27 protein-coding genes and 2 pseudogenes are annotated in these 26080 nt (G+C 38.0%); 12 read left to right on the plus strand and 17 right to left on the minus strand.

Features of this window, described 5'->3' with window-relative positions; genetic code table 11:
• Positions 1-55: 55 nt before the first annotated feature.
• Positions 56-361 (minus strand): iron-sulfur cluster assembly accessory protein, encoded by a 306-nt coding sequence (locus tag QFZ28_RS18080; RefSeq protein ID WP_307195936.1) that lies wholly within the window; start codon positions 359-361, stop codon positions 56-58.
• A gap of 323 nt (positions 362-684) precedes the next feature.
• On the opposite strand from QFZ28_RS18080, the gene qoxA reads away from it, so the two are divergent.
• The 4 genes and pseudogenes from qoxA (at position 685) to qoxD (ending at position 4459) form a co-directional block, all read left to right on the plus strand.
• Positions 685-1593, plus strand: a complete 909-nt coding sequence (gene qoxA / locus QFZ28_RS18085) for a cytochrome aa3 quinol oxidase subunit II (protein WP_307195937.1) — start codon at positions 685-687, stop codon at positions 1591-1593.
• 38 nt (positions 1594-1631) lie between these two features.
• The gene (qoxB, locus tag QFZ28_RS18090; protein ID WP_307195938.1) at positions 1632-3575 is read left to right on the plus strand and encodes a cytochrome aa3 quinol oxidase subunit I; all 1944 of its coding nucleotides are present in this window, start codon (positions 1632-1634) and stop codon (positions 3573-3575) included.
• Between the two features lie 3 nt (positions 3576-3578).
• Positions 3579-4175, plus strand: coding sequence for a cytochrome aa3 quinol oxidase subunit III (gene qoxC / locus QFZ28_RS18095; RefSeq protein WP_307195939.1), 597 nt, complete (start codon positions 3579-3581; stop codon positions 4173-4175).
• A gap of 1 nt (position 4176) precedes the next feature.
• Positions 4177-4459 (plus strand): annotated as a pseudogene (qoxD, locus tag QFZ28_RS18100) (cytochrome aa3 quinol oxidase subunit IV).
• Between the two features lie 15 nt (positions 4460-4474).
• Here qoxD and QFZ28_RS18105 read toward each other — a convergent pair.
• From QFZ28_RS18105 to QFZ28_RS18115, 3 genes are all read right to left on the minus strand, one after another.
• Positions 4475-4738, minus strand: coding sequence for a hypothetical protein (locus QFZ28_RS18105; RefSeq protein WP_307195940.1), 264 nt, complete (start codon positions 4736-4738; stop codon positions 4475-4477).
• A gap of 131 nt (positions 4739-4869) precedes the next feature.
• Entirely contained in the window at positions 4870-6189 is a 1320-nt protein-coding gene (locus tag QFZ28_RS18110; protein ID WP_307195941.1) for a hemolysin family protein, read from the minus strand.
• A gap of 164 nt (positions 6190-6353) precedes the next feature.
• On the minus strand, positions 6354-7142 hold the full coding sequence (locus QFZ28_RS18115) for a TerC family protein (RefSeq protein WP_307195942.1): 789 nt from the start codon (positions 7140-7142) through the stop codon (positions 6354-6356).
• Positions 7143-7637: 495 nt separating this feature from the next.
• Here QFZ28_RS18115 and QFZ28_RS18120 point away from each other — a divergent pair.
• Positions 7638-9708 (plus strand): annotated as a pseudogene (locus QFZ28_RS18120) (peptidoglycan D,D-transpeptidase FtsI family protein).
• 435 nt (positions 9709-10143) lie between these two features.
• Here the strand turns inward: QFZ28_RS18120 and trhA are convergent.
• The 3 genes from trhA to QFZ28_RS18135 all read right to left on the minus strand — a co-directional run bounded on the left by trhA (position 10144) and on the right by QFZ28_RS18135 (position 12263).
• Complete coding sequence (trhA, locus tag QFZ28_RS18125; RefSeq protein ID WP_307195943.1) at positions 10144-10791, minus strand: PAQR family membrane homeostasis protein TrhA; 648 nt, start codon at positions 10789-10791, stop codon at positions 10144-10146.
• Between the two features lie 355 nt (positions 10792-11146).
• A complete protein-coding gene (locus QFZ28_RS18130; protein WP_307195944.1) occupies positions 11147-11752 on the minus strand; it encodes a LysE/ArgO family amino acid transporter in 606 nt (201 codons plus the stop codon).
• 67 nt (positions 11753-11819) lie between these two features.
• Positions 11820-12263 carry a GNAT family N-acetyltransferase gene (locus QFZ28_RS18135; RefSeq protein WP_307195945.1) on the minus strand — a complete coding sequence of 148 codons (444 nt, stop codon included), beginning with the start codon at positions 12261-12263 and terminating at the stop codon, positions 11820-11822.
• A 115-nt stretch (positions 12264-12378) separates the two neighbouring features.
• On the opposite strand from QFZ28_RS18135, the gene QFZ28_RS18140 reads away from it, so the two are divergent.
• On the plus strand, positions 12379-12726 hold the full coding sequence (locus QFZ28_RS18140) for a hypothetical protein (RefSeq protein WP_307195946.1): 348 nt from the start codon (positions 12379-12381) through the stop codon (positions 12724-12726).
• On the opposite strand, the gene QFZ28_RS18145 is transcribed toward QFZ28_RS18140, so the two are convergent.
• The gene (locus QFZ28_RS18145; RefSeq protein WP_307195947.1) at positions 12723-13346 is read right to left on the minus strand and encodes a TVP38/TMEM64 family protein; all 624 of its coding nucleotides are present in this window, start codon (positions 13344-13346) and stop codon (positions 12723-12725) included. The genes QFZ28_RS18140 and QFZ28_RS18145 overlap by 4 nt on opposite strands.
• A gap of 130 nt (positions 13347-13476) precedes the next feature.
• Positions 13477-14259, minus strand: a complete 783-nt coding sequence (locus tag QFZ28_RS18150; RefSeq protein ID WP_307195948.1) for a C40 family peptidase — start codon at positions 14257-14259, stop codon at positions 13477-13479.
• 407 nt (positions 14260-14666) lie between these two features.
• Between QFZ28_RS18150 and QFZ28_RS18155 the strand changes: the two genes are divergently transcribed.
• Positions 14667-15809: a TIGR04053 family radical SAM/SPASM domain-containing protein gene (locus QFZ28_RS18155; RefSeq protein ID WP_373428148.1), complete on the plus strand. Its 1143-nt coding sequence runs from the start codon at positions 14667-14669 to the stop codon at positions 15807-15809.
• Positions 15810-15845: 36 nt separating this feature from the next.
• Here QFZ28_RS18155 and QFZ28_RS18160 read toward each other — a convergent pair whose 3' ends face one another.
• Positions 15846-16004 (minus strand): Ger(x)C family spore germination C-terminal domain-containing protein, encoded by a 159-nt coding sequence (locus QFZ28_RS18160; protein WP_307195950.1) that lies wholly within the window; start codon positions 16002-16004, stop codon positions 15846-15848.
• Positions 16005-16173: 169 nt separating this feature from the next.
• Here QFZ28_RS18160 and corA point away from each other — a divergent pair, with 169 nt between their 5' ends.
• Complete coding sequence (gene corA, locus QFZ28_RS18165; protein WP_307195951.1) at positions 16174-17124, plus strand: magnesium/cobalt transporter CorA; 951 nt, start codon at positions 16174-16176, stop codon at positions 17122-17124.
• A 31-nt stretch (positions 17125-17155) separates the two neighbouring features.
• Here corA and QFZ28_RS18170 read toward each other — a convergent pair whose 3' ends face one another.
• Positions 17156-17467: a hypothetical protein gene (locus QFZ28_RS18170; RefSeq protein ID WP_307195952.1), complete on the minus strand. Its 312-nt coding sequence runs from the start codon at positions 17465-17467 to the stop codon at positions 17156-17158.
• A 242-nt stretch (positions 17468-17709) separates the two neighbouring features.
• Here QFZ28_RS18170 and QFZ28_RS18175 point away from each other — a divergent pair, with 242 nt between their 5' ends.
• Positions 17710-18732, plus strand: coding sequence for a M42 family metallopeptidase (locus QFZ28_RS18175; RefSeq protein WP_373428149.1), 1023 nt, complete (start codon positions 17710-17712; stop codon positions 18730-18732).
• A 15-nt stretch (positions 18733-18747) separates the two neighbouring features.
• Positions 18748-18954 carry a twin-arginine translocase TatA/TatE family subunit gene (gene tatA, locus QFZ28_RS18180; RefSeq protein ID WP_307195954.1) on the plus strand — a complete coding sequence of 69 codons (207 nt, stop codon included), beginning with the start codon at positions 18748-18750 and terminating at the stop codon, positions 18952-18954.
• Positions 18955-18991: 37 nt separating this feature from the next.
• On the opposite strand, the gene QFZ28_RS18185 is transcribed toward tatA, so the two are convergent.
• On the minus strand, positions 18992-19117 hold the full coding sequence (locus tag QFZ28_RS18185; RefSeq protein ID WP_307195955.1) for a hypothetical protein: 126 nt from the start codon (positions 19115-19117) through the stop codon (positions 18992-18994).
• A gap of 169 nt (positions 19118-19286) precedes the next feature.
• On the opposite strand from QFZ28_RS18185, the gene QFZ28_RS18190 reads away from it, so the two are divergent.
• Positions 19287-19712: a hypothetical protein gene (locus tag QFZ28_RS18190; RefSeq protein WP_307195956.1), complete on the plus strand. Its 426-nt coding sequence runs from the start codon at positions 19287-19289 to the stop codon at positions 19710-19712.
• Positions 19713-19742: 30 nt separating this feature from the next.
• On the opposite strand, the gene QFZ28_RS18195 is transcribed toward QFZ28_RS18190, so the two are convergent.
• Positions 19743-20339, minus strand: coding sequence for a hypothetical protein (locus QFZ28_RS18195; protein ID WP_307195957.1), 597 nt, complete (start codon positions 20337-20339; stop codon positions 19743-19745).
• A gap of 290 nt (positions 20340-20629) precedes the next feature.
• Between QFZ28_RS18195 and QFZ28_RS18200 the strand changes: the two genes are divergently transcribed.
• Positions 20630-21853, plus strand: coding sequence for an NAD(P)/FAD-dependent oxidoreductase (locus QFZ28_RS18200; RefSeq protein WP_307195958.1), 1224 nt, complete (start codon positions 20630-20632; stop codon positions 21851-21853).
• A 193-nt stretch (positions 21854-22046) separates the two neighbouring features.
• On the opposite strand, the gene QFZ28_RS18205 is transcribed toward QFZ28_RS18200, so the two are convergent.
• From QFZ28_RS18205 to hmpA, 4 genes are all read right to left on the minus strand, one after another.
• Entirely contained in the window at positions 22047-23027 is a 981-nt protein-coding gene (locus tag QFZ28_RS18205; RefSeq protein WP_307195959.1) for an ABC transporter permease, read from the minus strand.
• Positions 23020-23931, minus strand: a complete 912-nt coding sequence (locus QFZ28_RS18210) for an ABC transporter ATP-binding protein (RefSeq protein ID WP_307195960.1) — start codon at positions 23929-23931, stop codon at positions 23020-23022. Before QFZ28_RS18210 ends, QFZ28_RS18205 begins: the two co-directional genes overlap by 8 nt.
• Positions 23932-23944: 13 nt before the next feature.
• Positions 23945-24691 (minus strand): SGNH/GDSL hydrolase family protein, encoded by a 747-nt coding sequence (locus QFZ28_RS18215; protein ID WP_307195961.1) that lies wholly within the window; start codon positions 24689-24691, stop codon positions 23945-23947.
• Positions 24692-24812: 121 nt separating this feature from the next.
• Positions 24813-26054, minus strand: coding sequence for an NO-inducible flavohemoprotein (gene hmpA / locus QFZ28_RS18220; protein ID WP_307195962.1), 1242 nt, complete (start codon positions 26052-26054; stop codon positions 24813-24815).
• Positions 26055-26080: the final 26 nt, after the last annotated feature.

Here is a 26080-nt window from a genome sequence, read left to right on the forward strand (position 1 = left end):
ATATCGTTACAAACAAAAAAATCCATACGATGATTCGTAAGGATTTCTCGTTTTTCTAATGATGGTGATGATGTCCGCCTTTTGTTGGGTTGGTAATTACCCATTCTTCTTTTGGAACATGGAACAGTTGAATCCACACTCCATCTAGATATTCATCACGGGTATCAAGGATAAAATCAATTTCTTTATCCGTTTTAACGACTTCATCATGCTCTGTTGGAGTATCTAGCATTAAATCATAATGGGCATGGTCGCCATGTATATTGGTAACGTACACTCGGTACAATTTCCCCTCTGCTTCTGGTCCTTCCAACATTTTTTTCAATGCTTTTGCTGCGTGGCGATTGATTTTGACTTTCATGGCTGTCTCTCCTATTCCAGTAGTTTACATATACATTATCCCATTAATATGCAATAATAGACAAATTATTTAGTACTGGTGTGGTCTTCCCTTGCCAACCCATTTTATCTTGGAATATTAAACCTTAACAAATTTGTCACAAATTTTTCAAAAAACGTATACAAACATCACAACTATGTTGTTAATATTGTGGTAGGGAAAATAATTACACTAATTATTATTAGTTAGTAATTAATTTATTTAAGAACACATGTACATCCGTTTTAGATTGTGAACAAATTCACGAACAACCACAATAGTTTTAATGAGAGGAGAATTTAAACATGCACAAAAAGGGCTTAAAAGTGGCTTTATACTCAGTGATTCTCTCGATAATCACCTTTTTATCTGGATGTGAGCCATTACTAGTTCTGGACCCTAAAGGTCCTCAAGCAGAAAGACAGGCAAGTGACATTCTATTATCGATAGGAGTCATGGCTGTAATTGTCATTGTTGTTTTTGCAATGTTAGTCTATATGTTAGTAAAATATCGTGCTTCTAAACAAAGAGCAGATTATGAACCGCCTCATATTGAAGGAAACCTTTGGGTTGAGGTCATTATGGTAGGTATTCCAGTATTAATCGTTGCTTTTCTATCTTATGTATCCGTTCAAAGTAACTATATTGTTGAGGCAAAACCAAAAGGATACGAAGATAAGGAACCATTGGTCGTTTATGCTTCATCTTCAAACTGGAAGTGGCACTTTAGTTACCCAGAAGAAGGTATTGAAACAGTAAATTACTTATATATCCCAACAGACCGACCACTGGAATTTAAACTATATTCATATGGACCGATTACTAGTTTTTGGATTCCACAACTTGGGGGACAAAAATATGCAATGGGTGACCATGTAACAACTTTACATTTAGCCGCAGATGTCCCTGGTGAATTCATGGGCCGAAATGCTAACTTCTCGGGTAAAGGATTTGCTGAGAATACATTCAATGTTACTGCCATGTCCCAAGAGGATTTTGACGACTGGGTAAAAGAAGTAAAAGAAACTGCAAAACCGATTACAGAGGAAAAATTCGAAGAATTATTAGAACCTGGTCATCTTGGGCACCAAACATACACTGGGACTCACCTAGAATTTTCACCGCCGCCAAGCGGACATGATCATAGTGAAGAAACACCTGAATCAGAAACTGACACAGAATCCCATACCGGACATGAAGGTATGAGTCATTAATATTAAAAGTAATCTTCCCTTGAAAGGAGATAGTATAAATGGATTTCTTTGATCGATTTGCCGTTCCACATCCAAGTCTTGCGATTTATGCTTCGATGGCTGCCATCGGACTTACAATCATCGCCGTCATTGCCGGATTAACTTATTTTAAAAAATGGGGCTACCTATGGCGTGAGTGGTTGACAACTGTTGACCACAAACGAATTGGTATTATGTATCTGCTCTCTGCCCTCCTTATGCTTTTCCGAGGCGGAGTTGACGCCATCATGATGCGTGCTCAGCTGGCAGTACCTGAAAACACCCTGCTTGACGCACAGCATTATAACGAGATTTTCACGACACACGGGATTGTTATGATTCTCTTCATGGCCATGCCATTCATCATGTTTTTTATGAACTTTGTTGTTCCACTACAAATTGGAGCACGTGATGTCGCATTCCCACGTTTGAACGCATTAAGCTTCTGGTTATTCTTTATGGGTGCCATGTTATTCAATATTTCATTCGTTGTCGGCGGCTCACCTGACGCAGGCTGGACATCTTATTTCCCGCTTGCAGGCAATGAATTCAGCACATCTGTCGGTACCAATTATTATATGATTGCGATCCAGATTGCTGGTATTGGTACATTAATGACCGGTATTAACTTTATTACTACCATTCTAAAAATGAGAGCACCCGGGATGACATTAATGAAAATGCCAATGTTTACGTGGTCTGCTTTAATTGCCAACGTCATCATCGTTTTCGCATTCCCAGTTTTAGCCGTATTACTTGCAATGGGAACACTGGATCGTCAATTTGGAACACATTTCTTTACCATGGATAATGGTGGGATGGATATGCTTTGGGCAAACCTTTTCTGGGTTTGGGGACATCCCGAAGTTTATATTTTAATATTGCCGGCATTTGGTATTTATAGTGAGATTATCTCAACCTTTGCACGCCGTAACCTTTATGGCTATACATCTATGGTCGGTTCGATGGTTATTATCTCGCTGCTTTCCTTCTTAGTATGGGCGCACCATTTCTTTACCATGGGGCAAGGTGCTTTAACAAACAGTATCTTCTCGATTACAACTATGGCGATAGCCGTTCCGACTGGAGTTAAGATTTTCAACTGGCTGCTGACGCTGAGAAAAGGAAAAATTGTTTTTACGACGCCAATGCTTTATAGCTTACTCTTTATTCCGTTATTTACACTTGGCGGAGTTACCGGGGTAATGCTTGCGATGTCTGCTGCAGACTATCAATATCATAATACAATGTTCTTAGTTGCTCACTTCCACAACGTTATTATTCCTGGTGTTGTCTATGCAATGCTTGCAGGACTGCATTATTATTGGCCAAAAATGTTTGGTTTCATGTTAAATGAGAAACTTGGTAAATGGACAGCATGGCTGCTTTCAATCGGCTTCATCTTAGCCTTCATGCCTATGTATATTTCAGGATTAGATGGCCAGGCACGCCGGATGTACACATACTCTGAGGCTGCTGGGTTTGGCTTAATGAATATGATTTCGTTCGTCGGAGCGGCAATTATGGCTATTGGTTTTGTGTTAATCGTCTACAATATCTACTATAGTACTCGATATGAATCAAGAGATATCAGTAATGATCCATGGGACGCCCGTACACTTGAGTGGTCTACACATACACCCGTACCAGAATATAATTTTGCAATTTTACCAGATGTACGTTCCAATGAAGCATTATGGGACGCGAAGAAAAATGGCCATGTACTATTTAAAGGCGAATACGAGAAAATTCACATGCCAAATAATAGCGGTATACCATTTATCATGAGCTGTATTTTCTTTGTTTGGGGATTCTCGTTTATTTTCAGCTTGTGGATTCCTGTCATTGTGACTACTCTAGGAATTTTCGGATGTATGGCTCTAAGGTCATTTGAACAAGACCATGGACGTTATATCTCTGTAAAAGAAATTGAAGAAACAGAAACAAATTTGCGAGGTGCTTAAAAAATGAAAATAGATAACTCGCTTCCATTAGAATATAGTACCGAGGAAAACAGCTTAAAAATCTTAGGATTTTGGATCTTCCTTGGGGCCGAGATAATGCTTTTTGCCACTCTTTTTGCCTCATATTTCACATTAGTGGATCGCACGGGTAATGGTCCTACGGGAGCAGAAATTTTTGAAATTACACCAGTGTTAATTGAAACGATTTTACTTTTAACCAGCAGTTTTACCATTGGTCTAGGTATTCATGCCATGCGAATCGGTAACAAAAGAGCAATGATGGCATTTTTTGCGATTACCTTAGTACTTGGACTTGGATTCTTAAGTGTTGAGATTTATGAGTTTATGCACTATGTACATGTTGGGGCCGGACTTCAAACCAGTGCATTTACATCGATCCTTTTAACAACATTAGGCACACATGGAGCGCACGTTACAGTTGGCCTTTTTTGGGGATTATTCATAATGTTGCAAGTTAAAAAACGTGGACTAACTCCACAAACAACCAATAAAGCATTTATCTTTTCCCTTTATTGGCATTTCTTAGATGTCGTTTGGATTTTCATCTTCAGCTTCATCTATTTGAAAGGAATGATGTAATATGAGCCAATTATTTCCGATGAAACAAGTACTTGGTTTTGTATTCTCTTTACTCCTTACAACTGTTGCATTAGCAGTTTACTTCCTAGATATGTCCTTTGCAGCAGGCATGACAATCCTTCTTGTCACAGCATTCATTCAAGCGGGACCTCCAGTTAGTTGTCTTTATGCATGCCGGAGAAACAAAGGATAAAGGTGCCATCTACACAAATGTGTTTTACGGTTTAATCATAGCACTCGTAACAGTATTCGGAACATTACTGGCTATGATTTGGGATATGTAATGAAGAAAGGAGTACCTATTGAATAGGTGCTCCTTTTTTTGATTTAATCGGATCTACTTTCGTCCCTATAAATGATTTTTCTAACATTTCATCTGTTACAACTAAGAATACACCAATTAGAAAAATAAATACGGCACCAACGGATGTTCCAATACCAACAGGAATCAAAATGCTGTAACCGTTTACAAATAACCCTGCAATAAAAGCCAATATTCCAATAGATAAAACAGTTAGGCCAACATACTTAACAGCATTAAGTATTTTCTCTCTTCCCCTCATAACAACGTATCCCCTTTCTATATATTAATTATTGACTGTGTTCACAAAATTGTCAAACTTTTTTTCAAGAATTAACACACTATTCTTGACATTGTTGAAAAAGCAATTCCCCAATAGGCGGAATTGCTTGTTTATGTTTTTTGTTCTGCCGTAAAAACCTTTCTTGCTTCTATTAATAGGATATGATGTCCTTGAATTTCTTTTACAGTGAAGATGATACCTTCTTCCTCAATCTGGTCGCCCTTTTTTGCATCAAAGTTTCGAGTGAGGAACCAACCGCCAATTGTATCCACTTCCTCGACCGATAGATTGGTACCTAAGATGTCATTTACTTCACCCACTAATACTTTGGCATTGAATAAATAGTGATCCGGATTGATTTTTCGAATTTCTGCTACTTCATCGGTATCGTATTCATCACGAATTTCACCGACGATTTCCTCTAATATATCCTCAACGGTTACCAATCCTGAAGTCCCTCCATATTCATCTAGCAGAATGGCCATATGGGATCGTTCCTTTTGCATTTTAACCAGCAAATCATGAATAGGAATGGATTCAATGACGCGAATTACAGGTTTTAACATTTGCTGCAAGGTGCTTTCCTTCAGGATTTCTTCCCTCTTAATTTCTTCCGTTAAGATTTCTTTAATATTTATAAGTCCTAATATATGATCCTTATCTCCATCAACCACGACAGGGTATCGTGTATATTTCTCTCGTTTTATAACATCCCTCACCGTTTCAATACTGTCATTCATATTCAAAGTAACCATTTCTGTTCTTGGAACCATGATTTCTTTGGCAATTCTTTCATCAAATTCAAAAATATTGTTCACGTACTCCAGTTCGCTTTTGTTGATTTCTCCACTTTCATAGCTTTCAGACAATAGAATTCGAAGTTCTTCCTCTGAAAGTCCTAATTCATTTTCAGAAACGGATTTGAACCCAAACCAGCCCACCAAGACACGTGCGGAATTATTTAATACCCAAATAAATGGATACATGATTTTATAAAACCATATCAATGGCTTAGACGTCCAAAGTGTAATTTGTTCTGCTCTTTGGATAGCAACTGTTTTAGGAGCAAGCTCCCCAATTACGACATGCAAAAACGTAACCGAAGCAAATGCTAAACCAAATGATAAAACATGGGAAATCGCCTCATTTAACTCCAGCCGCTTAAATAAAGGAAACAACAGACTCTCAACAGTAGGTTCTCCCAGCCAGCCAAGACCTAAAGCTGTAACTGTGATTCCAAGCTGACAGGCTGATAAATATTCATCAAGATGGGTGGTTACATGTTTAGCTGCTTCAGCCCCTTTTTTCCCTTCTGCGATTAATTGTTCGATCCTAGATCCCCGTACCTTCACGATAGCAAATTCAGTCGCGACAAAATATCCAGTTAACGCAATTAATAATGCAATTAATAGAAGATTTATGATTGTCAATGGCTCACCTTACATGGTGTAAGGCTTACACCTCCATAAAAATATATGTATACCTTATTCATACCCATAATCAGCTTTTTTTACTGAAAAAAAAAGCTGCACTCGATTTGAATGCAGCTTCCTTTCGAATCTTATTATTCTAAGTTTCCTTTATCACGAGTAAATTATGAGGCTTTCGAATCTAATTTTGCCTTCTCTGCAACTTCATCCTTTGAAAAGAACCAGCCAGCTGCTGCAATTCCCACTAACACGGCATAAAACGTTATTTTCCATTCTGTAGAATGGGCAAATTCTTCACTTAATACAGCGAGCGACGGATGTGAAAGTGTGTAAACAGCAAGCTTAACACCAACCCAGCCTACGATACCAAATGCCGCTATTTCAAGACCCGGTCTTCTTTCTAATAATTTAACAAATTGATTTGCTGCAAAACGCATGATCACAAGACCGATGATTCCACCGGCAAATATAACCAAGAATTTGCCACCATCTAAACCGCCAATATTAGGAAGCGGTGTGTCTGGAAGTACGACTGCAAGTGCAACAGCTGCTAAAATGGAATCTACTGCAAAGGCAATATCTGCTAATTCAACCTTAAAAACAGTTGACCAAAATCCACTTTTCTTAACTGCCTTCTCTTTTTGGGTACTTTCTGATTTTCCTTTGACAACCAATTTTCTGACAATATGATTAACTGCCATAAACAAAAGGTAAAGTGCTCCAATGGCTTGAACCTGCCATACATCGACGAGGAAAGAAATAATAAATAGTGACGCAAATCGAAATACAAACGCTCCGGCTAATCCATAAAACAGTGCTTTTTTACGATCTTCCTCCGGTAAATGCTTAACCATGATGGCAAGCACTAAGGCATTGTCTGCTGCTAATAATCCTTCAAGTGCCACTAACACCAACAATACCCATCCGTATTCCAGCAAAAGAGAAAAGTCCATTAATAAATCCTCCTATAAAGTAAGTTTTTTTCTAAAATATCCCTTTGCTGCAATAAAAAAGCCTTTACCTACGATAAAAGCGAATTTCGCTTTTATCCCGGTAAAGGCCTCATAAACACAAAAAGACCTTTACCGTTTTGCAGTAAAGGTCTTGCTAACAACGTCACGTTGCCAATAAAGCCGGAGAAAATTACTTCTCGGAATGACGACTTTATTGTCCAGCTACTCCCCTTTAAAAGGAAATATTTTATTACTAATACTATATGATATATCCACTCAATCGTCAATACTAAATTTTTTCTATAAACCATAAGCCTCGGAATGTTTCTTATCAATTTTACATAATTAGCATTTCAAATCCTCTGTATTATGAGAGGTCACAATCGAGGAGGAAATCCTTTACATTTCTTCAAATATAACCGTAAAATAATAAATAATTACCAATTCTCTTATGAGGACATACTAACCAAAAAGTATCCAAGGATGTGAAAAAATTTGGAGAAAAAGAAAAGGAAGAAATCTCATTTTCCAATCCGCCTCAATCTGCTATTTTTCAGTGTATTTTTGTTATTTTCCATCCTCATTTTGCGTCTGGGATTTGTTCAAATTGTGTACGGGGAAAATTTCAAACGAGAGTTGGAGCGAAAAGAAGATATTACGATTAACAACCCAGTACCCCGGGGAAAAATGTTTGATAGTAATTACCGAGTCATCGTTGACAATGTTCCAAAACGAGCAATTACATACACAAATATGGGAGCCAGCCAGAAAGAGATGCTGGATAGTGCTGAAAAATTAGCACAATTAATTGTTAAGAATCATGATAAGATGACACAGCGAGAAAAAAAGGATCTTTGGATTCTCAAAAATCCGGAAAAAGCCGATGCAAAAATCACCAAAAAAGAAGTAGATTTATTTAAAGAAAAAAAATTAAAAGATAATGATTTATATAAATTAAAGATTGAACGAATTACCGAGGAAGAATTAAGTACATTAACCCCAGAAGAGTTAGAAGTCTGGTCTATCTATCTTGAATTTTCGAGCGGTTATAAATTCACCCCGCAAATCGTTAAAAATGAAGATGTCACACCTGAGGAATTCGCAATTGTCAGTGAAAATCTACAATCTCTTCCGGGTGTTGACACTACGACAGACTGGGATCGTTCCTATACTTTTGATCAAACATTGAAATCAATCCTGGGGAACGTCACGAAAACCGAGGAAGGTCTGCCTGCGGACCGGCTGGATCATTTTTTATCATTAGGGTACAACCGGAATGACAGAGTTGGAAAAAGCCAGCTCGAACTGCAATACGAAGATGTCCTCCATGGACACAAATCAAAGGTTAAAACGATAACAGATAAGCAAGGGAATGTGATTGAAACTGAAGTGGTTACGGATGGGAAAAGAGGAAAGGACCTTGTCCTGACCGTTGACATGGATTTACAAAGAGCGGTAGAAAAAATCATTGAAGAAGAACTTTGGGGACTGAAAAGAACACCTAATACCTCACTTTTGGACCGCGCCTATGTCGTGTTAATGAATCCGAATAATGGCGCCGTTTTAACCATGGCGGGAAAAAGAATCGTTAAGAATCCAGAGACCGGACAATTAGAAATGCAGGACGACGCATTAGGCACCATTACCACTACCTATAATGTAGGTTCTGCTGTCAAAGGTGCTACGGTTTTAACAGGTTTTAAGACAGGTGTTCTTAAACCAGGAACTCGTATTAATGACACAGGTATTAAAATCAAGGACACTCCACTGAAAAAGTCTTATTCCTATTTAGGGACGCTGAATGATGTCGATGCGTTAAAATTATCATCAAACGTTTATATGTTCCATACTGCCATTAAAATTGGTAAAGGGAATTACCAATATGAGCAGCCTTTAAGTCTTGATCCAAATACGGTTGAAATCATACGAAATTCTTTTGCAAGCTTTGGACTTGGTTCTAGAACAGGTATTGATTTACCAAATGAATCTAGTGGACTAAAGGGGCCAAGCCGGCTCCCTGGTCATATAATGGACTTAGTTATTGGACAATATGACACGTATTCTCCTATGCAGTTAGCACAATATATTTCAACGATTGCAAATGGCGGAAAACGGATGAAACCGCATATTGTAAAGGAAATACGTGAGCCTATTGATAATAATACAGATGAAATCGGTCCAGTTTTTTCAAGAAATTAAACCGACTGTCCTCAATACCATTGATGCTGAACCTGAATGGATGGAGCGGGTCCAATTAGGCTTTAAAAAGGTATTCCAGGAGCCAGGAGGAACAGCCTTTAAACGGTTTGCCGGCGTCCCTTATTCTCCTGCTGGTAAAACTGGTACGGCTGAGGCATTTTACGATGGGCCAGAACGCGCAAAGTTTGGAAAGGAGCCGCCTCCGGTTATGAATTTAAGCTTAGTTACTTATGCACCAAGCACCAATCCCGAAGTAGCAATGGCTGTAATCGTCCCTTGGGCTTATCAAGGAACAACCGATAACGGAGCAAACTTCCTGATCGGGAGAAGAGTGATGGATACCTACTTTGCGATGAAGAAAAATTAATGAGAAAAAGGCGTCGGATCATTTTAGTAAAGTGTTACAATTTCGGGTGCATTCTTATTAATAGGCACTAGAAAAGACGTATGAATTGGCATACGTCTTTTTCTTTATGCTGAGGGATCAGGTAAAAACACCCGAGCTGATAAATAGACGGAAAAATTCCGCTTAATAAGTAAATATTATTAAAAAAAGCATAAATAGACGGAGAGATTCCGCCTATTGACTCGAAAGATTCGAAAATGGGAGATTTTTCTTTGAATAAGCGGAAAACCTCCGCTTATATCCCCCGAAACAAGCTCCATTTTGCATTTAACCGGAATATCTCCGCTTATTATACTTTTGCTAGTTACTCAATTAAGAACAAGATATCACAACTAAAAGAAAAAGTACCTCATAACGGAACCATTATACATTTAACCAGACGCCTTTTTGAATCCACTATTTTATTGGTAATACATAAAACAATACGCAGAAAAAGTGAAGCACTGTACCTGCGATGACGAATAAATGCCAAATTGCTTGGTGATAGCGGAAGCCGCGCCATACATAAAAAATGGCCCCAAATGTGTACAGGAGACCGCCAATCATTAAAAATATCACCCCCTCAGAAGGAAGCCTAGCTGCTAATGGATTCCACGCAAACACCATCATCCAGCCCATTACCACATAAAGAATGGTCGAGGTAAATAAGTATTTCTTTGCAAAGAAACATTTAAAAATGGTACCGGCAATTGCCAGTCCCCAGACTACCCCAAACAATGACCAGCCTAAAGGACCTCTGATCACAACGAGCAAGAATGGGGTATACGTTCCTGCAATAAAAAAGTAGATAGAGGAATGGTCAAAGATTTCAAATATGTCTTTGGCTTTACCTTCTGGAAAACCATGTACCAATGTAGAGGATATATATAAGATGAACATGGACGCTCCATAGATTGTAAAGCTTACAATATGCCAAGCCGTTCCATACAGGGAGGAAAAGACTATTAGTATGACCAAAGCAGCAATACTTAGCATTGCACCAATGCCGTGCGTAATCGAATTAGCAACCTCCTCTTTACGTGAAAATACGTGTGTATTTGCCATTTCGCAAAACCCCTTTTTCAACTCTTCTTTAATTTCTCCATTAACTCTATTATGCTCTTTTTTGGACTCCAGCAGTTAAATTTATAATTTGTTTTCGTTTCATATCCTAAACGACTACAATAATAAAACATTGAATTTGATTTTCTTTCAGCTTTAAAATGTCTGCAGGTAGCACAGCAATGGAAATCTTTCATTGTTTTCTCCTCCACAGATTTACGAATCTATTCATTTTTCCTTCATAATTTGTTCATATTTTCCCCCTATTATAGTAATAGGTTCAGTAACAGAACCAATCCTCCCCCCTTTTATTTTATAGATTATTTCCATCACCCGGCAGTTTGCCGGGTAAAATTTTTTAAAACGAAAACATTAGATACACTGCAGTTCCCCACATGATTACTGCAGATATTTTATTTAACGTATTAATGAATTTGCCACTTTGATCCAGTTTTCCTGCCAATCTACCTACTATCGATAATCCAATAAACCATAACCAAGAAACGAAAATACACACAATCGTAAAAATTGTCTTTTCTATCCCTGTGTACGTTAGTGAACTAGTTCCGATTACACCAATCGTATCCATAATGGCATGTGGATTTAACAATGAAACAGACACGGCAAAGGTAACTTGTTTCCGCGCTGAAAATAATTGAACGTTATTTTCCTCTGAATTAGGTATACTTTTCCATGTTACATAGCCCATATAAAGTAAAAAAGCAATTCCAATGATACTCAACGCTACTTTTAAGAAGCTGATTTCTAGCACCACTGCAGAAATTCCTAGGACCGCCAATGAAATTAAGAGTGTATCACATAGTGCAGCTGTTAACACCACTGGTAATGCGTTTGTCCATTTCGACTGTAGCGCTCCCTGATTAAATACAAAAACATTTTGTACCCCTAAAGGTAAAATCAGCCCAAAGGCTAAAATAAATCCATGAATTGCGGCACTTAACATTTTGTCTCTCCTAATCATAATAATACTGGCTGTCTACCAATTAGCAGACAGCCGTTTTTACGATATCCTATATTTTTCTTTGCATAAAAATTTCTGGGTCATCGAGTGTCTGAAAACCATATTGTTCATATAATCCATGTGCGTCGTAGGTACATAACATCATTTTCCGAACATCTTTTAGTTCGGATTGCTCGACCATGGTTTCCATCATCCATTTTGATAAGCCTCTTCCCCTATATTCGGGGAGGACAAACACATCCATTATCCAAGCAAATCGTACAAAATCGGTAACCGCCCGGACAAAACCAATTTGCTTTGCCTCCCCTGTTGCAGGGTCTCCCTCATACATTCCAAAGCATATCGAGGATTTCTCAATCGCTTTCTTTACTTTTTCCATCGTAATCCCTTTGGCCCAGTATGAATCAACACTTAAAAAATGGTGAATCACATCGGTATCAAGATATTGCTTATTAGTACTAAGAGTAAAACCATCTTTTTCCCAACTAGACATGTTCCATCACCTTCCAAAATTAGGAATAAACTACTATCTTATTGGTCCTGAAGTATACTTCGCTTCAACCCTGTCAATAACAATACCAAACACTAGAAGAAAGAGGTGTCATGGTATGAAGGGAATATATTTTATTAATGATAGGATCAGTTTAAATGGGCTGTCGAAGGAAGAAAGCTTTAAACTTCAAGAACAATCTATTTTACCTTACATTCAACAACATAAAATTGAAGTCGTAAAGTTAAATCCTTACCAACTTTATGACTACTACACCATTCCGCATGCACTATTACATGATCTGAAAAAGCATAGAAACTATCTTGATTGTTTGATTCATTACTCACCAATAGTAATGGAAGATTTTATTAATACCTATCCAGCACGATGGTTCATTTTAAAAAGCTTTTTTAAAGAAGTCATTACGATTGAAGAAAAAGAGCTTCCAGTAAAATACATTGTTTAGTCCACAGATTTCATTTTACGATACATGATGATAAAGTTAACGATGAAAATGATCAGAATATAACCTCCATATAACGCAACAGAGAATATTTTATTGCTGCTAAAAGACGCACCAGCATAGGACAAGATTAGGATGTTTGGAATTTTTCCAATCGTGGAGGAAGTAAAAAACGTTACCCAATTCACCTTGCTTAATCCGCAAATGATGTTAACAACAGGCGATGGGATAATGGGAATCAAACGGCAGGTTAGAATCGCAACAAAAGAATTTCGATTAAGAAACTCTTCGTATTCCTGGACTTTCGGATAGTTGATTATCTTAGATTGTGCGTAATCCCGGAAACCGTACCTGCTTAAAAAGAAGAAAGCCATTGTTCCCGCCATGGCTCCCGTCAAGGAAACGATTACTCCTTGAGTGGTTCCAAAAACGCCTCCGATGACCCCTGCTAAGACAGGGAAAGGTATGACAGGAAAAAACACACATATGGCTACAAACAGCATGCTAATGAAAATAGAAAGCATTCCGCCTTCCTTGATTAATATAAGTAATTCATCTTTTTGTAAAAAGCCAATTGCAATGACTATCAATAATAATGATATGCTTAGGATTCTTTTAGACATTGATTTCTCCTAATCTAATTTACTCTACATTTAAGTATAAAGGTAAATGCACCTTTCATAAACCATAAATATTCAGATATTTTGACAAAAAAAGACCTTTATCGCTTGATAAAGGTTAATGTAGATTCTATTAAAATGCTGTTCTAGCTCCTAGGTATCTAGGTTTCCAATATGGATTATTCATGTCGGTAATCGTTACGCCTGTTGATGTACCAGCATGGATAAATTTGTTATCTCCAATATAAATTCCTAGATGAGACGGACCAGGTGCATATGTGGTAAAGAAAACAAGGTCACCAGGGCTCGGGCTGCTAACAGGTTTTAGGCCTGAAAATTGTGTTGCTGCTGTCCTAGGAAGAGAAATTCCTACTTTTTCAAAAACGTATCTTGAGAAGCCGCTGCAATCAAAACCAGCTGGAGTAATTCCACCCCACAGGTAAGGCGTGCCAATATATTTCTTAGCTTCTGTAATGACCATTTGCGCTTTTGAAACAGTAGAAATTGGCGCTGGAGCTGGAGTTGCAGCTGCACCAGAAACTTTAAGGACTTGTCCTGCATAAATGGTATCACTAGTCATGTTATTTAAGAGTTTAAGCTGTGTCACTGTCAGCTTATGCCGCGTGGAAATCCCCCATAAAGTATCCCCTAATTGTACCGTGTAAGTAGAAGCAGATTGAGTTTCATGCGAGTGAGGTGCCAATAATGATAGTGTTTGATTCACATAGATGCTGTCGCTAGAAAGTTTATTCCAAGCTTTTAGATTTGAAACTGATATATTATTATTTTGCGAGATTCTCCAAAGCGAGTCCCCTGATTTAACTGTATAGACATTCTCATGTGCACTTACAGATCCACCAAAAGTTGTAAACATAATGCCGGCAGCTGCCGCGACTGTCAGTAAATGTTTTTTCATTGTTGCACTCCTCTATTTGTTGATAAATTTATCATAAAGGAGAGAACCTATTTGTTAATATCCTCAACATATGGATATCTAGGAAGTATATCCCTGATATGGAAATGAAAACCCTCTCGTAACAAACAATAGAAATGCTTCTAGCCCTTATACACCAAGGATTTCCGTACACTTTACCAATTAAAAACAAAATAGATAGTAAGAGTTTGGTGTTTTTTTGAAAGTGAGAATGTAGAAAAATTGTAACAAACCATATGAAATATTGTAACAATCCTTTCATGCACAACGAAAAGTCAAATTTATAATAAACCTATAGAAACATTTTTAATGGTTTTTAATTGGTTTTAAAAATATTATGAATTTTGGTGATAACTATGCAAGGAATAAGTAAAGGACATCCTCATGCAATGGGGCATCCGCATGGAATGAAAAAAATTGATTATGACGTTAACCCATTTATTGTAATCTGGGAAGTAACACGTGCATGCCAATTAAAATGTGTTCATTGCCGCGCTGATGCCCAGCTGACTCCAGATCCCCGTGAATTAACGCATGAAGAGGGAATTAACTTAATCGATCAAATCTATGAAATGGATAATCCGATGCTTGTATTCTCAGGCGGAGATTGTATGATGCGAGAAGACCTTTTTGAACTTGCTGACTATGCAGTGAAAAAAGGGATGCGCGTTAGTATGACTCCTAGTGCAACTCCGAATGTTACGAAGGGAAAAATGCAGCGTGCAAAGGAAGTTGGTCTTTCACGCTGGGGCTTAAGTCTTGATGCACCGACAGCAGAGATTCATGACAAGTTCCGCGGAGTACCAGGTTCCTTCGATCTGACGATTGAAAAAATTAAGTACTTAAACGAATTGGGAATGCCTTTGCAAATCAATACTGTTATCTCTCGTTACAATTTTGACCATCTTCAACAAATGTCTAAACTAGTAGAAGACCTTGGTGCGGTCATGTGGTACATATTCTTACTAGTTCCAACAGGACGCGGTCAAATGGATGCGTGTATCACACCTGCAGAGCACGAAAAAGTTTTCCGTTGGTTATATGAGCTAAGCAAAACGGCTCCGTATGATATTAAAACAACGGCTGCTCAGCATTATCGCCGTGTCGTTTTACAGGAAAAAGCACGTGATCAATTGATCAATAGAGGTGAAATTCACTACGAAGATTCCATCACAACGGATTTTGCTTCAATGCACGATGGCTTAAAACGTGCACCTAAGGGTGTAAATGATGGAAATGGCTTTGTATTCGTTAACCATATTGGGGATGTAATGCCAAGCGGCTTGCTTCCTATTGTTGGCGGTAATATCCGTGAAACTCCTTTGGCTGAGATTTATCGTGAAGCAAAAGTCTTTAAAGACCTAAGACAGCCAGACAACTATAAAGGTAAATGCGGAGTCTGCGAATTCAACAAAATCTGCGGCGGGTCTCGTTCAAGGACATTTGCAGTAACCGGTGACTATATGGAAAGTGAACCATTCTGCGTTTATATCCCGAAGACTATGAGAAAAAAATCTGAACAGACAGTATAGAAATACTTATGGCATTCCAATTAAGGAATGCCTTTATTATTGCACTAATCCTGTGTCTGATATATTAATGTCGATATTAACTTTAAATTTTATGGTTGGGTATAATTTCTGCCAAGTTTTCCAATCATCATTTCCCATATTCCTGCTGCGGTAGCGCAATCCAAAACCGATGGGATCAACATTTTCCTTTTGCATTTTTAAATATAAAAAATATCGATTCATACCCACCATCCAATTCCGATAAGAGCCTGTACTATACTTTTTCCTCTCTAAAGGTTAATCCTATCTTTGAAAAAAGCGCCATATATCGTTATGATTATGTAATGGAATACTATACAATCGAAAATGAAATAAGGTGTTTAACATGATTAAAACCATTGCCGTCGATCGAGATTTTCAATTAATACACGGCCTAGAACCAACAGAATTAATACAGGGAGATTATTTATGGTATTGGATTGATTTTCAACAACCAGAGGAAAGTGAAATTAAGGTTCTTCATGATCCCCTTCACTTCCATCCACTAGCTATTGAAGATTGTATCTTCACCCTTCAGCGGCCAAAGTTAGACTACTATGAGGATTATACTTTTTTTGTTACACAAGCTTTAAATCCACGCACCTTAACAAAAGAAGAAATTGACTTTTTCCTTGCAGAAGATTTTATTGTTACCTTTCACCACCACCCATCTCCTGAAATTGATGAAGTATGGGACAGACTATCTCTTTCAACAAAGCCTAAAAAGTGGAGTCCTTCTCAAGTGTTATACCATGTTTTAGACAAAATGGTGGACAATTACTTCCCACTTGTCTATCAAGTGGAAGATACCTTAAATGAAATAGATGAGAATTCTAAGGGGAGATCAATGGAAGCCTTGTTAGAGAATCTTTTTGATACAAGACATGATCTCCTATCATTAAGACATACAGTGACTCCAATGAGAGATCTGATTTATCGAATCATAAACTCGCAGCGGATGACAGGCATGAAAATAAAAATTGAATACTTCTCTGACATTCATGATCATCTTTTAAAGCTAACGGAAATGGTTGAAGCCAATCGAGAACTAGCAACAGATATCCGTGACAGCTATATTTCTTTAAATGCACATCAAACAAATCGTGTGATGAAGGTCCTTACTGTTATTACTACCATTTTTATGCCCCTTACCTTTATCGCAGGCATTTATGGGATGAACTTTAACTATATGCCTGAATTAACATGGAAGTATGGTTACTTTGTTACCTTATTCTTAATGTTCCTTGTCGGTTTGGGGATGGCGCTGTGGTTTAAGAAAAAAGGCTGGTTCAAATAAACAAAAAAGACTAGGCTCCTAGTCTTTTTTGTTATTCCCAATTTTCATACGTAACTGTTCCTCCAGTTAAATCAATCGTGTTACGCTCTCCCTTATAGTAAGTCCTTCCGTCCTTTTCAAATATATAATTTTCATAAGTAAAAACCTCTTTTCCGTCTGGAAGATGGACAACCACTTTGGAACCTAGATTTTCCTCTGGCGATTCAATTTTGATTGAACTTTGATAATAATATCGAAACACGAAGAAGCCCATTGTCACTATGAGAAAAGTAAGAATGAAAAAAAATGGTCCCTTCCAAGGAAATTGCTTCGTCTTTTTGTGATACAGTTCAAGCCTGGTCATATTTCTCCCCCACAACCCTTTAATTATTTGATAATTTAGAAACATCCCTTATATTCCCAGTTCCCTAGGTTTCTAACCATACTTCCAGGGAATAATCCATCACTTTCAAAACTATGCAGAACGAACGAAAAAGTTGACGGTTTTTGTTTTTTAGATTGATTTTTAAATATGATGTTATAATAGGTAAGAGTGTTAACCAGAAAGGGGATTTAGCTTTGACAAATAAAAACACAGAAGAAACAATGAAATTGCTTGTGGATTTAGTATCAATCCCGAGTCCATCAGGAAATACCAATGAAGTGATTTCCTACGTAGAAAAATACCTCGCAGAATTAAAAGTTGAAACAAAAAGAAACCGCAAAGGCGGTCTAATCGCAACATTAGATGGAAATGATTCAAGTCAACACCGCATGCTTACTGCACATGTGGATACACTTGGTGCCATGGTCAAGGAAATAAAGTCAAACGGACGATTAAAAATCGACTTAATCGGCGGATTTAAATACAACTCAATCGAGGGTGAATATTGCCAAATCGAAACGAGCAGCGGTAAAAAATTCACTGGAACGATCCTTATGCGCCAGACCTCTGTCCACGTTTATAAGGACGCTGGAAAAGCAGAGCGCAACCAAGAAAATATGGAAGTCCGAATTGATGAAAAAGTACATAATGCGGCTGATGTTAGAGCCCTAGGAATTGAGGTTGGCGATTTCGTTTCTTTTGATCCACGGGTAGAGGTTACTCCAAGCGGATTTATTAAATCACGTCACTTAGATGATAAAGCCAGCGTGGCGATTCTTTTACAATTAATCAAACAATTAAAGGAGGAAAATATCCAATTACCATACACAACACATTTCTTAATCTCAAACAATGAGGAGATTGGATATGGCGGAAACTCTAATATCACCCCTGAAACGGTTGAGTACTTAGCGGTTGATATGGGGGCTATGGGTGATGGCCAAGCAACCGATGAATACACGGTTTCTATCTGTGTGAAGGACGCCAGCGGACCATACCATTACGGACTACGTAAAAACTTAGTACGGCTTGCAGAAGAAAACAATATTGAATACAAACTCGATATCTATCCTTTCTATGGGTCCGACGCCTCAGCAGCGATTCGTTCTGGACATGATATTGTACACGGCCTAATTGGTCCAGGGATTGATTCTTCACATGCTTTTGAACGCACACATGAATCATCGATTGAAAATACCGCAAAGCTTTTGTACCATTATGTTCAATCTAATTTAGTTATATAAAAAGGAGAACTCGTTATGCTTTCAAACATTGGTGTACCCGGATTAATCTTAATCCTAGTCCTTGCTTTAATTATCTTTGGACCGAATAAACTGCCTGAGATTGGTCGTGCTGTCGGTAAGTCGATCCGTGAATTCAAGCGTGCAACAGAAGGAATTACAAATGACATCAAAGAAGAGTTTCAGGATGACTTGAAAGAAGCACAAAAAGAAAAATTGACCTAAAAAAATAAGTGCAAGCTGCATGGGCAGCTTGCATTTTTTATCTCCGCGACTTATCAGCAAATGCTTGAAGTTGATTGACTAACTTCTTCCTCGTTTTATCATTTCTAAGTAAATAAGCTGCCCCTAAAGCGGCTGTTGTCAAAAGCATGCGATTTCTTGCCACCCGCAAATCCCTCCTTTATTACATCACTCCTTAAATGTTCCCTTAGATTTATCTTTTTAACAGGAATTAATTATTTCAATTTACGATACCAAGAATTTATAGTATTCTAAATATATAGACAATTATAAAAATACACCATTCCATCCCCATAAAAAGAAGGTGTTCTTAAATGTATGTTCATTTATTTGCTGCCCTTTTATTTTTCGGAATTTCCATTTCGATTCCCACCATCCCTGAAACCTACATGGTGGCAGTAATACTCTCCGGCTTTATTGCACTGCTAATCTTTTTAAGAAATTTATTTCAACAGGTAAATAACAAATTCCTTCTTCAAGCAAGAAAAGCAGAAAACGAAAATATCAAGAATCTCTCCTCATTCAAAGGAAAGTTTGTAAGTATTCGGAGTGAAGAATCTCCTTTATCCAATGAATTTACTTTTATGATCTTTCATGACGGCTCGATAGATATTCCCCTTTTTTGCTGTAACCATAGCGTTATCCAAAAAGCTGTACACTCCACGAATGAGTTAATCGTGTATTATAAGGATTATATCCTAGTGAATGTAGAGGAAATTGAAAAGACACCAAATCGATAAAGGGTTTGGTGTCTTACTTTGCTATCCAGATTATTCTGCTAACATTGCTTTTATCTTCTCGTTATGTTGTTTGGATTGTTCTAGCAATTGATTTAATAGCTCAGCAGCCTGTTTATCGTTCCTCGCCTCAACAGCAGCCTTAAGTTCATGGAAGGTTTTCCAATGCCCCATAGCCTTACCGCCATGTGCTTTTTGAACAAATTCCTCTTTTGTGATTTTTCCCTCATCTAATTGTTTCTTTAACTCCTGGATTTTGGCCATTTTCTCTTGCTTCCACTTTTCGCGCTTCTGTGCATTTTCTGGACTCAGCCACTTCGTTCTTAATTCTTTTTTCTCTGCTAAAACCTTTGTCCATTCTGCTTTTTTATCCGGAGTATATTGGTCCACCCACCCTAGCAATTTTTGTTCACGCTCAGCCATTTTTGCTTGCCAGTGTTTGTGACTATGCTCTTGTTTTTCACAGTCACATTCTTCTGAATCCTTGTCCCCTTCTTTTTCCTGTGAGCCTGGTACAGGTCTTTTTTCAGCTGGTTTTTCACTGATATCCGGCGTCTGAACATTGGCTGATGTAAAACCTGGCATAGCGAGTAACAATCCTAGCATCATGATTAACAATCTAAATTTCATTTCAATCTCCTACTTTCTTTACTTTATTCGTTCAAAATTTAACCAGTAATTAAATTTGCACGAATATATCATTCCCTTATGTCGAAAAAAAATTTACCAATTCGACAAATTTTAATTAAATAACCTACTTGTTTATTCCTTTATTGTATCGTATTCTATGAATATAGCAGGTATGTGAAAGATTTCACAATGTATTGAGCAGAAGTGCTCTATATTTTTTAAAATCAAATGTGAAGGATTTCACAATATGAATCGTAGAGAATTTTTTTATTGTTGGGAGAGGGATTAATATGAATAAGCCAAAAATCGTAATCTTAGGAGCCGGATACGGAGGTATCATCACTAGTAAGAAGCTTGAGAAACTTCTAAAATCTGGAGAAGCAGACGTTACTTTAATTAATAAACATGAATACCACTATATTACGACACAGTTACATAAAACTGGAGCTGGTACTGCAGCCGATCGTCAAATTGCGATGGAAATACCAGAGTTGATTAATCCTGAAAAAACCAACTTTATTAAGGGCAGTGTAACGGGTGTTGATGTTAAGAAGCAAGCCGTACACCTTGAGGACGGCCAGACTGTAAAATATGATTACCTCTTAATTGCATTAGGTTTTGATATTGAAACCTTTGGTATCCCTGGTATTGAGGAACATGCCTTTGCTATCCGAAGCTTTAGAAGCACGAAAGCCATTTATAATCAAATCATAAGACAATTAAATCAATATAAAGAGGACAAGGATTCTTCACGTCTAACCTTTGTAGTCGCTGGCGGTGGATTTACAGGAGTTGAAATTCTAGGTGAACTAGCTGAAGGACTTCCAAAGCTTTGTAAAAAGTACGATGTCCCATTCGAAGAAGTAAAAATTGTTGCTGTCGAGGCAGCTCCATCGGTTATACCGTTTTTCCCTAAAGAATCTATCAAATATACAACCGAAGTATTAGAAAAGTTTAATATTGACATGTATATGTCTACAAAAATAGTAGAGTGTACCCCTCGGAAAGTGGTTCTGGAAAATGATATCGAGATTCCAACATGTACTTTAATTTGGTCATGTGGTGTGAAAGGTAATCCAATTATTCAAAACTGTGGTTTACCAGTTGAAAAAGGTAAACTCCCAATTGATTCGTATCTCCGCGTTAAAGGTATGAAAAACATCTTTAGTATCGGTGACTGTTCCTTATTTATGAAGGATGAAAAAAATACACTGCCTCCAACTGCACAAGTTGCTCTGCATGAAGCTGATGTGTGTGCAAAAAATATTGTTGCTGCCCTGAGAGGAGGAAGCTTAAAAGCTTTTGAATATCATCACAAAGGTTCTGTTGCCTCAATTGGAAACTTTGCAGCTGTAGGCAAAGTTGGTAATTTTAGATTATCTGGATTATTTGCTGCTTTTATGAAACAAGTAATTGAGGCCCGTTATTTATTAAACCTTGGCGGTCCTTCCCTTATTATTAAACAACACTTTGGTGTTAGTAAAGAGCCAGTGAAAATGACTGCTAATCAGTAATTTAGTTTGAAACAATGGAGCAGGATTCCCTCCCTTTTCCCATTGAAAAGAACATCCCTAACTTATAAACTTGCCTGTATCCCCCAATGTCAGGCAGCAAACCACCTTTCAATGTGAAAGGTGGTTTTGCATTTACAAGTATATTCCATTGAAACCCGAATGCGTGATTCTGGTATTTATACCAGTAACCAATTTAATAGACATCCTTTGTTGTAAATACATAAAAAGAAACAAATAATCCGGCAGCCCACCAGACGAGAAGAACCATCATTGAAAAGGACAATGTCATCCCTTCGATTGGAGGTGGATTGCCATTCATGTAGTTTGTTAATTTTAAATTTACCATAAAGAAATATTTGGCTGACTCCCAAGAAGATACCATATTGCTAAGAATAGCACCTGAAATTAGAGCTGCTAACATCACGCCCATGCCGGCCGCTGTACTTCGAATGAGAACGGATAACATGAATGAAAGTGTCCCGACTACGATGGCCACTAGCCAAACGAGTCCAAAATCCATTAATAAAAACTGCCATTGATCGATTAACTTCACGCTTGCAGTATCTAAACCCGAATCACTTACACTAAACCCAGTCAATACCGGCGCTCCCCAGCCTTTATAGCCAAAAACCAGCCCCGAAATACTATAGGACAACAGTCCAGCAATGGCAACAATTAACGAAATCGCTAGAATTAGGGTTATGTACTTACTTAGAAGGACCTTCCACCTCTTAACTGGTCTCGTCAACAGGAGCTTAATAGAGCCTTGACTGTGCTCAGAAGACACGATATCACTGGCAATTACCATAACCATTAAAGGAATGAATAATTCAATGGAATTCTCTAAAAAGATCCTCATAAACGTAGGAGCACCTGGCTCTGATGGGTTTATATCGTGATCTAGATAATATTGATTTTGCTGTAAGGCAATTTGGAGCTGTTGTTTCCATTCATCAGAAATCCTTGGGCTGCTGATTCGGTTTTGCTGATCTATAATCGTTTGTTGTATGATGGTCCGCCAATCGTCGGTTCCTAACTTTTCTCTTTGCCGTTCAGTCTCTTTATATTGTGCATACGTAAATAATGCCACCAAAATACCGATGATAATTGCAATGACAACTAAACGCTTTTTAGCAATCAGTTTCATCATTTCATTTTGAATGAGTTTACTCAATCGAGTCACCCCCGGTTAGTTCGAGGAACAAATCTTCTAATACTGGCATTTTGCGGTGCATCTCCGTCACGGATACTCCCGCTTCCACCAGCATTTTATTCCACTCAGATGTCTTCCTATCATTGTATTCCGTCGATATCGTACCATCATCCCTTTCTTCAATGGTTGTGACGGAACGTAACACCTCTTTCCCCTTTTCAAGCGGATGGAAACGCCAAACTACCCGTTCACGATTGGATAACAAGTTATGAACTGTATCGGTCTTAATCACGGTTCCTCTAGATATGATTGCCACTCGGTCACATAATAATTGAATTTCACTTAATAGATGGCTTGAAACAAGAACGCTCATTCCTTCCTCTTCCGCAAGAAAACGAATAAATTCCCTCATTTCTCTAATTCCAGCAGGATCTAATCCATTCGTAGGTTCATCAAGTATTAATACCTTAGGTCTTCCTAAAAGGGCCTGTGCAATCCCAAGTCTCTGTCTCATCCCTAAGCTATAGGTTTTAACTTTATCATGAATTCGATCTCTTAGACCTACTAGTTCGGTCACCTCACGGATTCGCTCTTCACCTATTCCATCAAGCATACGTGCAAAATGGAGGAGATTGTCATAACCAGACAAATAAGGATATAGTTCAGGGTTTTCAACGATACAGCCAAGATGCTTTATTGCTTCCTCAAAGTGCTCGACAATATTATAGCCGTCAATATGAATACTTCCGTATGTGGGTTTAATTAATCCGACCAGCATTCGGATGGTTGTCGTTTTCCCTGCACCATTAGGACCTAAGAAACCAAATACCTCGCCTTCCTTTAACTCAAAACTAATTCCTTTAATGATTTCTTTTTTGCCAATGACTTTTTTTAAATTATGTACAGATAACGTAATATTCTCCATATAGCCGGTCTCCTTACCAGGTTAGCAATGAAGCCACTCGTTCAGCAATTAAACGGTACCCTTTTGTATTCGGATGGAACTTGTCAGTATACAGATAATCATTTACCTTTAACTCAAAAAGATCAAATGTTGGTACAAAGACGATCTTCGGAAAGGCTGCACTTAATTCAGCACTTTGATAGTTCCAGTGTCGAACAACTGCTGACATCTCTTTTCCCTGCTCTAATTCAATAAAGGGATTATATAAACCGATGAAGAAGACATTCGCTTCTCTATTGCTTGCACGGATCTGTTGAAAAATAAAATTCATATTCTCGAGGAATTTTTTTTCAATATCCGCAATATCAGCAGTTTCAAACTCTAGTAAAGCTTGTCCACCTCTAAATAAATCATTGCCGCCCATTGTTACTAAAATCATATCAGCACTTTGCAGCTGCCGCTTCACTTCGGTTTGCTGAATTTGCTCCTTAAGTTGGTCAGACCGTTGACCGCTTACGCCGAGATTGGTCAGCCGGACATCCTGCTTTGATTTTTCCTTTATTTCGTCCATAAGGACACCTACATAGCCCTTTCCGGATTCATCACCAGTTCCTCTAGTTAAGGAATCACCTAAAGCAACAATATGCAAGCCATCCTTTTTCTCTGCTGTCTTTTCTATAGTGGGTTTCTCAGGGATTCTATCCGGTTTCCCTGCATAATATTCGGCTACAGCCCAGCCAAGTCCCACCAGCCAGAGGAGGCAAAAAAATACTGATACCATGGTTACAGATCTTATGACATTTTTATTCACACAAGCTTCATCCTTTCTGGCTATTTCTACCTTTTATTTAATCACAATTACCGAATGAGTCAAATTTTCAAGACAGAAAAAAAACGATTTCCTAAACGGAAACCGGTTCTATCATCACGCTTTCTTCTAAACTGCCTTTTGGTCCAAAAAATTCAAAGTGAATTCTTTCTTCCACAACTCCTAAATTCTTTAAAGAAGAATTAATTGATTTCATAAATGGCACGGGACCACAGAAGTAGAAGTCTGCTTCTATTGTAGGAATGTTCTTAACAAGCCAGTCCTGAGTTACATATCCTTCAACATCAAAGTTGTTGTTCCTACGGTCTTCTTCTGTTGGTGAATCATAAAAGAAGTAAGAGTTTACATTTTCAACAGAAGTTAGGGATTCAACTTCCTCTCTTAGTGCATGAACATTACCATTGGCTGCAGCGTGAATGAACGTTACGTTTCTTTGCGGCTGGACTTCAACCACCGTTTTTAACATACTCAACATGGGTGTTAATCCAACACCTCCGCTTAATAACACAACAGGAGTATTTTTTTTGGTATCGAGAACAAAATCCCCAGCGGGAGCACTTACCTGTAATACTTCTCCCTCTGTAACTGTGTCATGAAGATAATTAGATACCATTCCGTCTGGGTTTACTGGCCCTGCCTCACGTTTTACGCTAATACGGTAATAATCTTTTCCTGGAGCATCTGACAGACTGTATTGACGAATGTGTGTATATTCCTGACCCTCAATTTCAAGTTTAATACTAATATACTGACCTGGAAGAAAATGAGCAATTTCTTTATTGTCCGCGGGTTTTAGGTAGAAGGATGTAATTACATCGCTTTCTTTCACTTTCCGATCAACAATAAAGCTCCGGAAATCATCCCATCCGCCTTGTTGTGTGGAAGCTTCCTCATACATTTCAGCTTCAACACTGATAAATACATCTGCAATGACGCCATATGCCTTACCCCACGCATCAATAATTTCATCGGTAGCCGCCTCACCAAGTACATCTTTAATCGCTAATAAAAGGTGCTTTCCTACAATCGGATAATGTTCGGCTTTAATTCCAAGACTTCTGTGCTTATGAGCAATTTGATTCACCACAGGAAGGATTGCTTCAAGATTATCAATATATTGTGCTGCAGCATAGACCGTACCAGCAAGCGCTTTTTGTTGTTTCCCTTGTTTTTGGTTGGCATGGTTAAAGATATTTAATAGTTCAGGATGATTACCAAACATCAATTGATAAAAACGTGTTGTAATGGTTTCCCCGTGTTTTTCAAGTACCGGAACCGTGGATTTAATGATTTCAATTGTATTATGATCTAACAAAACTATCACTCCTTATGTAATTATCA

This window comes from Neobacillus niacini (assembly GCF_030817695.1).
Taxonomy (GTDB): Bacteria; Bacillota; Bacilli; order Bacillales; family Cytobacillaceae; genus Neobacillus; species Neobacillus niacini_F.

Bases quoted from the DNA above. Each gene is read 5' to 3' on its own strand.
- QFZ28_RS18210 (WP_307195960.1), bottom strand. From the start codon at position 23,931: ATGGAGAATATTACGTTATCTGTACATAATTTAAAAAAAGTCATTGGC.
- QFZ28_RS18150 (WP_307195948.1), bottom strand. From the start codon at position 14,259: ATGAAAAAACATTTACTGACAGTCGCGGCAGCTGCCGGCATTATGTTT.
- QFZ28_RS18175 (WP_373428149.1), top strand. From the start codon at position 17,710: ATGAAATTGCTTGTGGATTTAGTATCAATCCCGAGTCCATCAGGAAAT.
- QFZ28_RS18155 (WP_373428148.1), top strand. From the start codon at position 14,667: ATGGGGCATCCGCATGGAATGAAAAAAATTGATTATGACGTTAACCCA.
- corA (WP_307195951.1), top strand. From the start codon at position 16,174: ATGATTAAAACCATTGCCGTCGATCGAGATTTTCAATTAATACACGGC.
- QFZ28_RS18105 (WP_307195940.1), bottom strand. From the start codon at position 4,738: ATGAGGGGAAGAGAGAAAATACTTAATGCTGTTAAGTATGTTGGCCTA.
- qoxA (WP_307195937.1), top strand. From the start codon at position 685: ATGCACAAAAAGGGCTTAAAAGTGGCTTTATACTCAGTGATTCTCTCG.
- QFZ28_RS18160 (WP_307195950.1), bottom strand. From the start codon at position 16,004: ATGCAAAAGGAAAATGTTGATCCCATCGGTTTTGGATTGCGCTACCGC.
- tatA (WP_307195954.1), top strand. From the start codon at position 18,748: ATGCTTTCAAACATTGGTGTACCCGGATTAATCTTAATCCTAGTCCTT.
- QFZ28_RS18140 (WP_307195946.1), top strand. From the start codon at position 12,379: ATGAAGGGAATATATTTTATTAATGATAGGATCAGTTTAAATGGGCTG.
- QFZ28_RS18200 (WP_307195958.1), top strand. From the start codon at position 20,630: ATGAATAAGCCAAAAATCGTAATCTTAGGAGCCGGATACGGAGGTATC.
- QFZ28_RS18080 (WP_307195936.1), bottom strand. From the start codon at position 361: ATGAAAGTCAAAATCAATCGCCACGCAGCAAAAGCATTGAAAAAAATG.
- QFZ28_RS18215 (WP_307195961.1), bottom strand. From the start codon at position 24,691: ATGGTATCAGTATTTTTTTGCCTCCTCTGGCTGGTGGGACTTGGCTGG.
- trhA (WP_307195943.1), bottom strand. From the start codon at position 10,791: ATGGCAAATACACACGTATTTTCACGTAAAGAGGAGGTTGCTAATTCG.
- QFZ28_RS18130 (WP_307195944.1), bottom strand. From the start codon at position 11,752: ATGTTAAGTGCCGCAATTCATGGATTTATTTTAGCCTTTGGGCTGATT.
- QFZ28_RS18190 (WP_307195956.1), top strand. From the start codon at position 19,287: ATGTATGTTCATTTATTTGCTGCCCTTTTATTTTTCGGAATTTCCATT.
- qoxC (WP_307195939.1), top strand. From the start codon at position 3,579: ATGAAAATAGATAACTCGCTTCCATTAGAATATAGTACCGAGGAAAAC.
- QFZ28_RS18170 (WP_307195952.1), bottom strand. From the start codon at position 17,467: ATGACCAGGCTTGAACTGTATCACAAAAAGACGAAGCAATTTCCTTGG.
- qoxB (WP_307195938.1), top strand. From the start codon at position 1,632: ATGGATTTCTTTGATCGATTTGCCGTTCCACATCCAAGTCTTGCGATT.
- QFZ28_RS18135 (WP_307195945.1), bottom strand. From the start codon at position 12,263: ATGTCTAGTTGGGAAAAAGATGGTTTTACTCTTAGTACTAATAAGCAA.
- QFZ28_RS18195 (WP_307195957.1), bottom strand. From the start codon at position 20,339: ATGAAATTTAGATTGTTAATCATGATGCTAGGATTGTTACTCGCTATG.
- QFZ28_RS18145 (WP_307195947.1), bottom strand. From the start codon at position 13,346: ATGTCTAAAAGAATCCTAAGCATATCATTATTATTGATAGTCATTGCA.
- QFZ28_RS18115 (WP_307195942.1), bottom strand. From the start codon at position 7,142: ATGGACTTTTCTCTTTTGCTGGAATACGGATGGGTATTGTTGGTGTTA.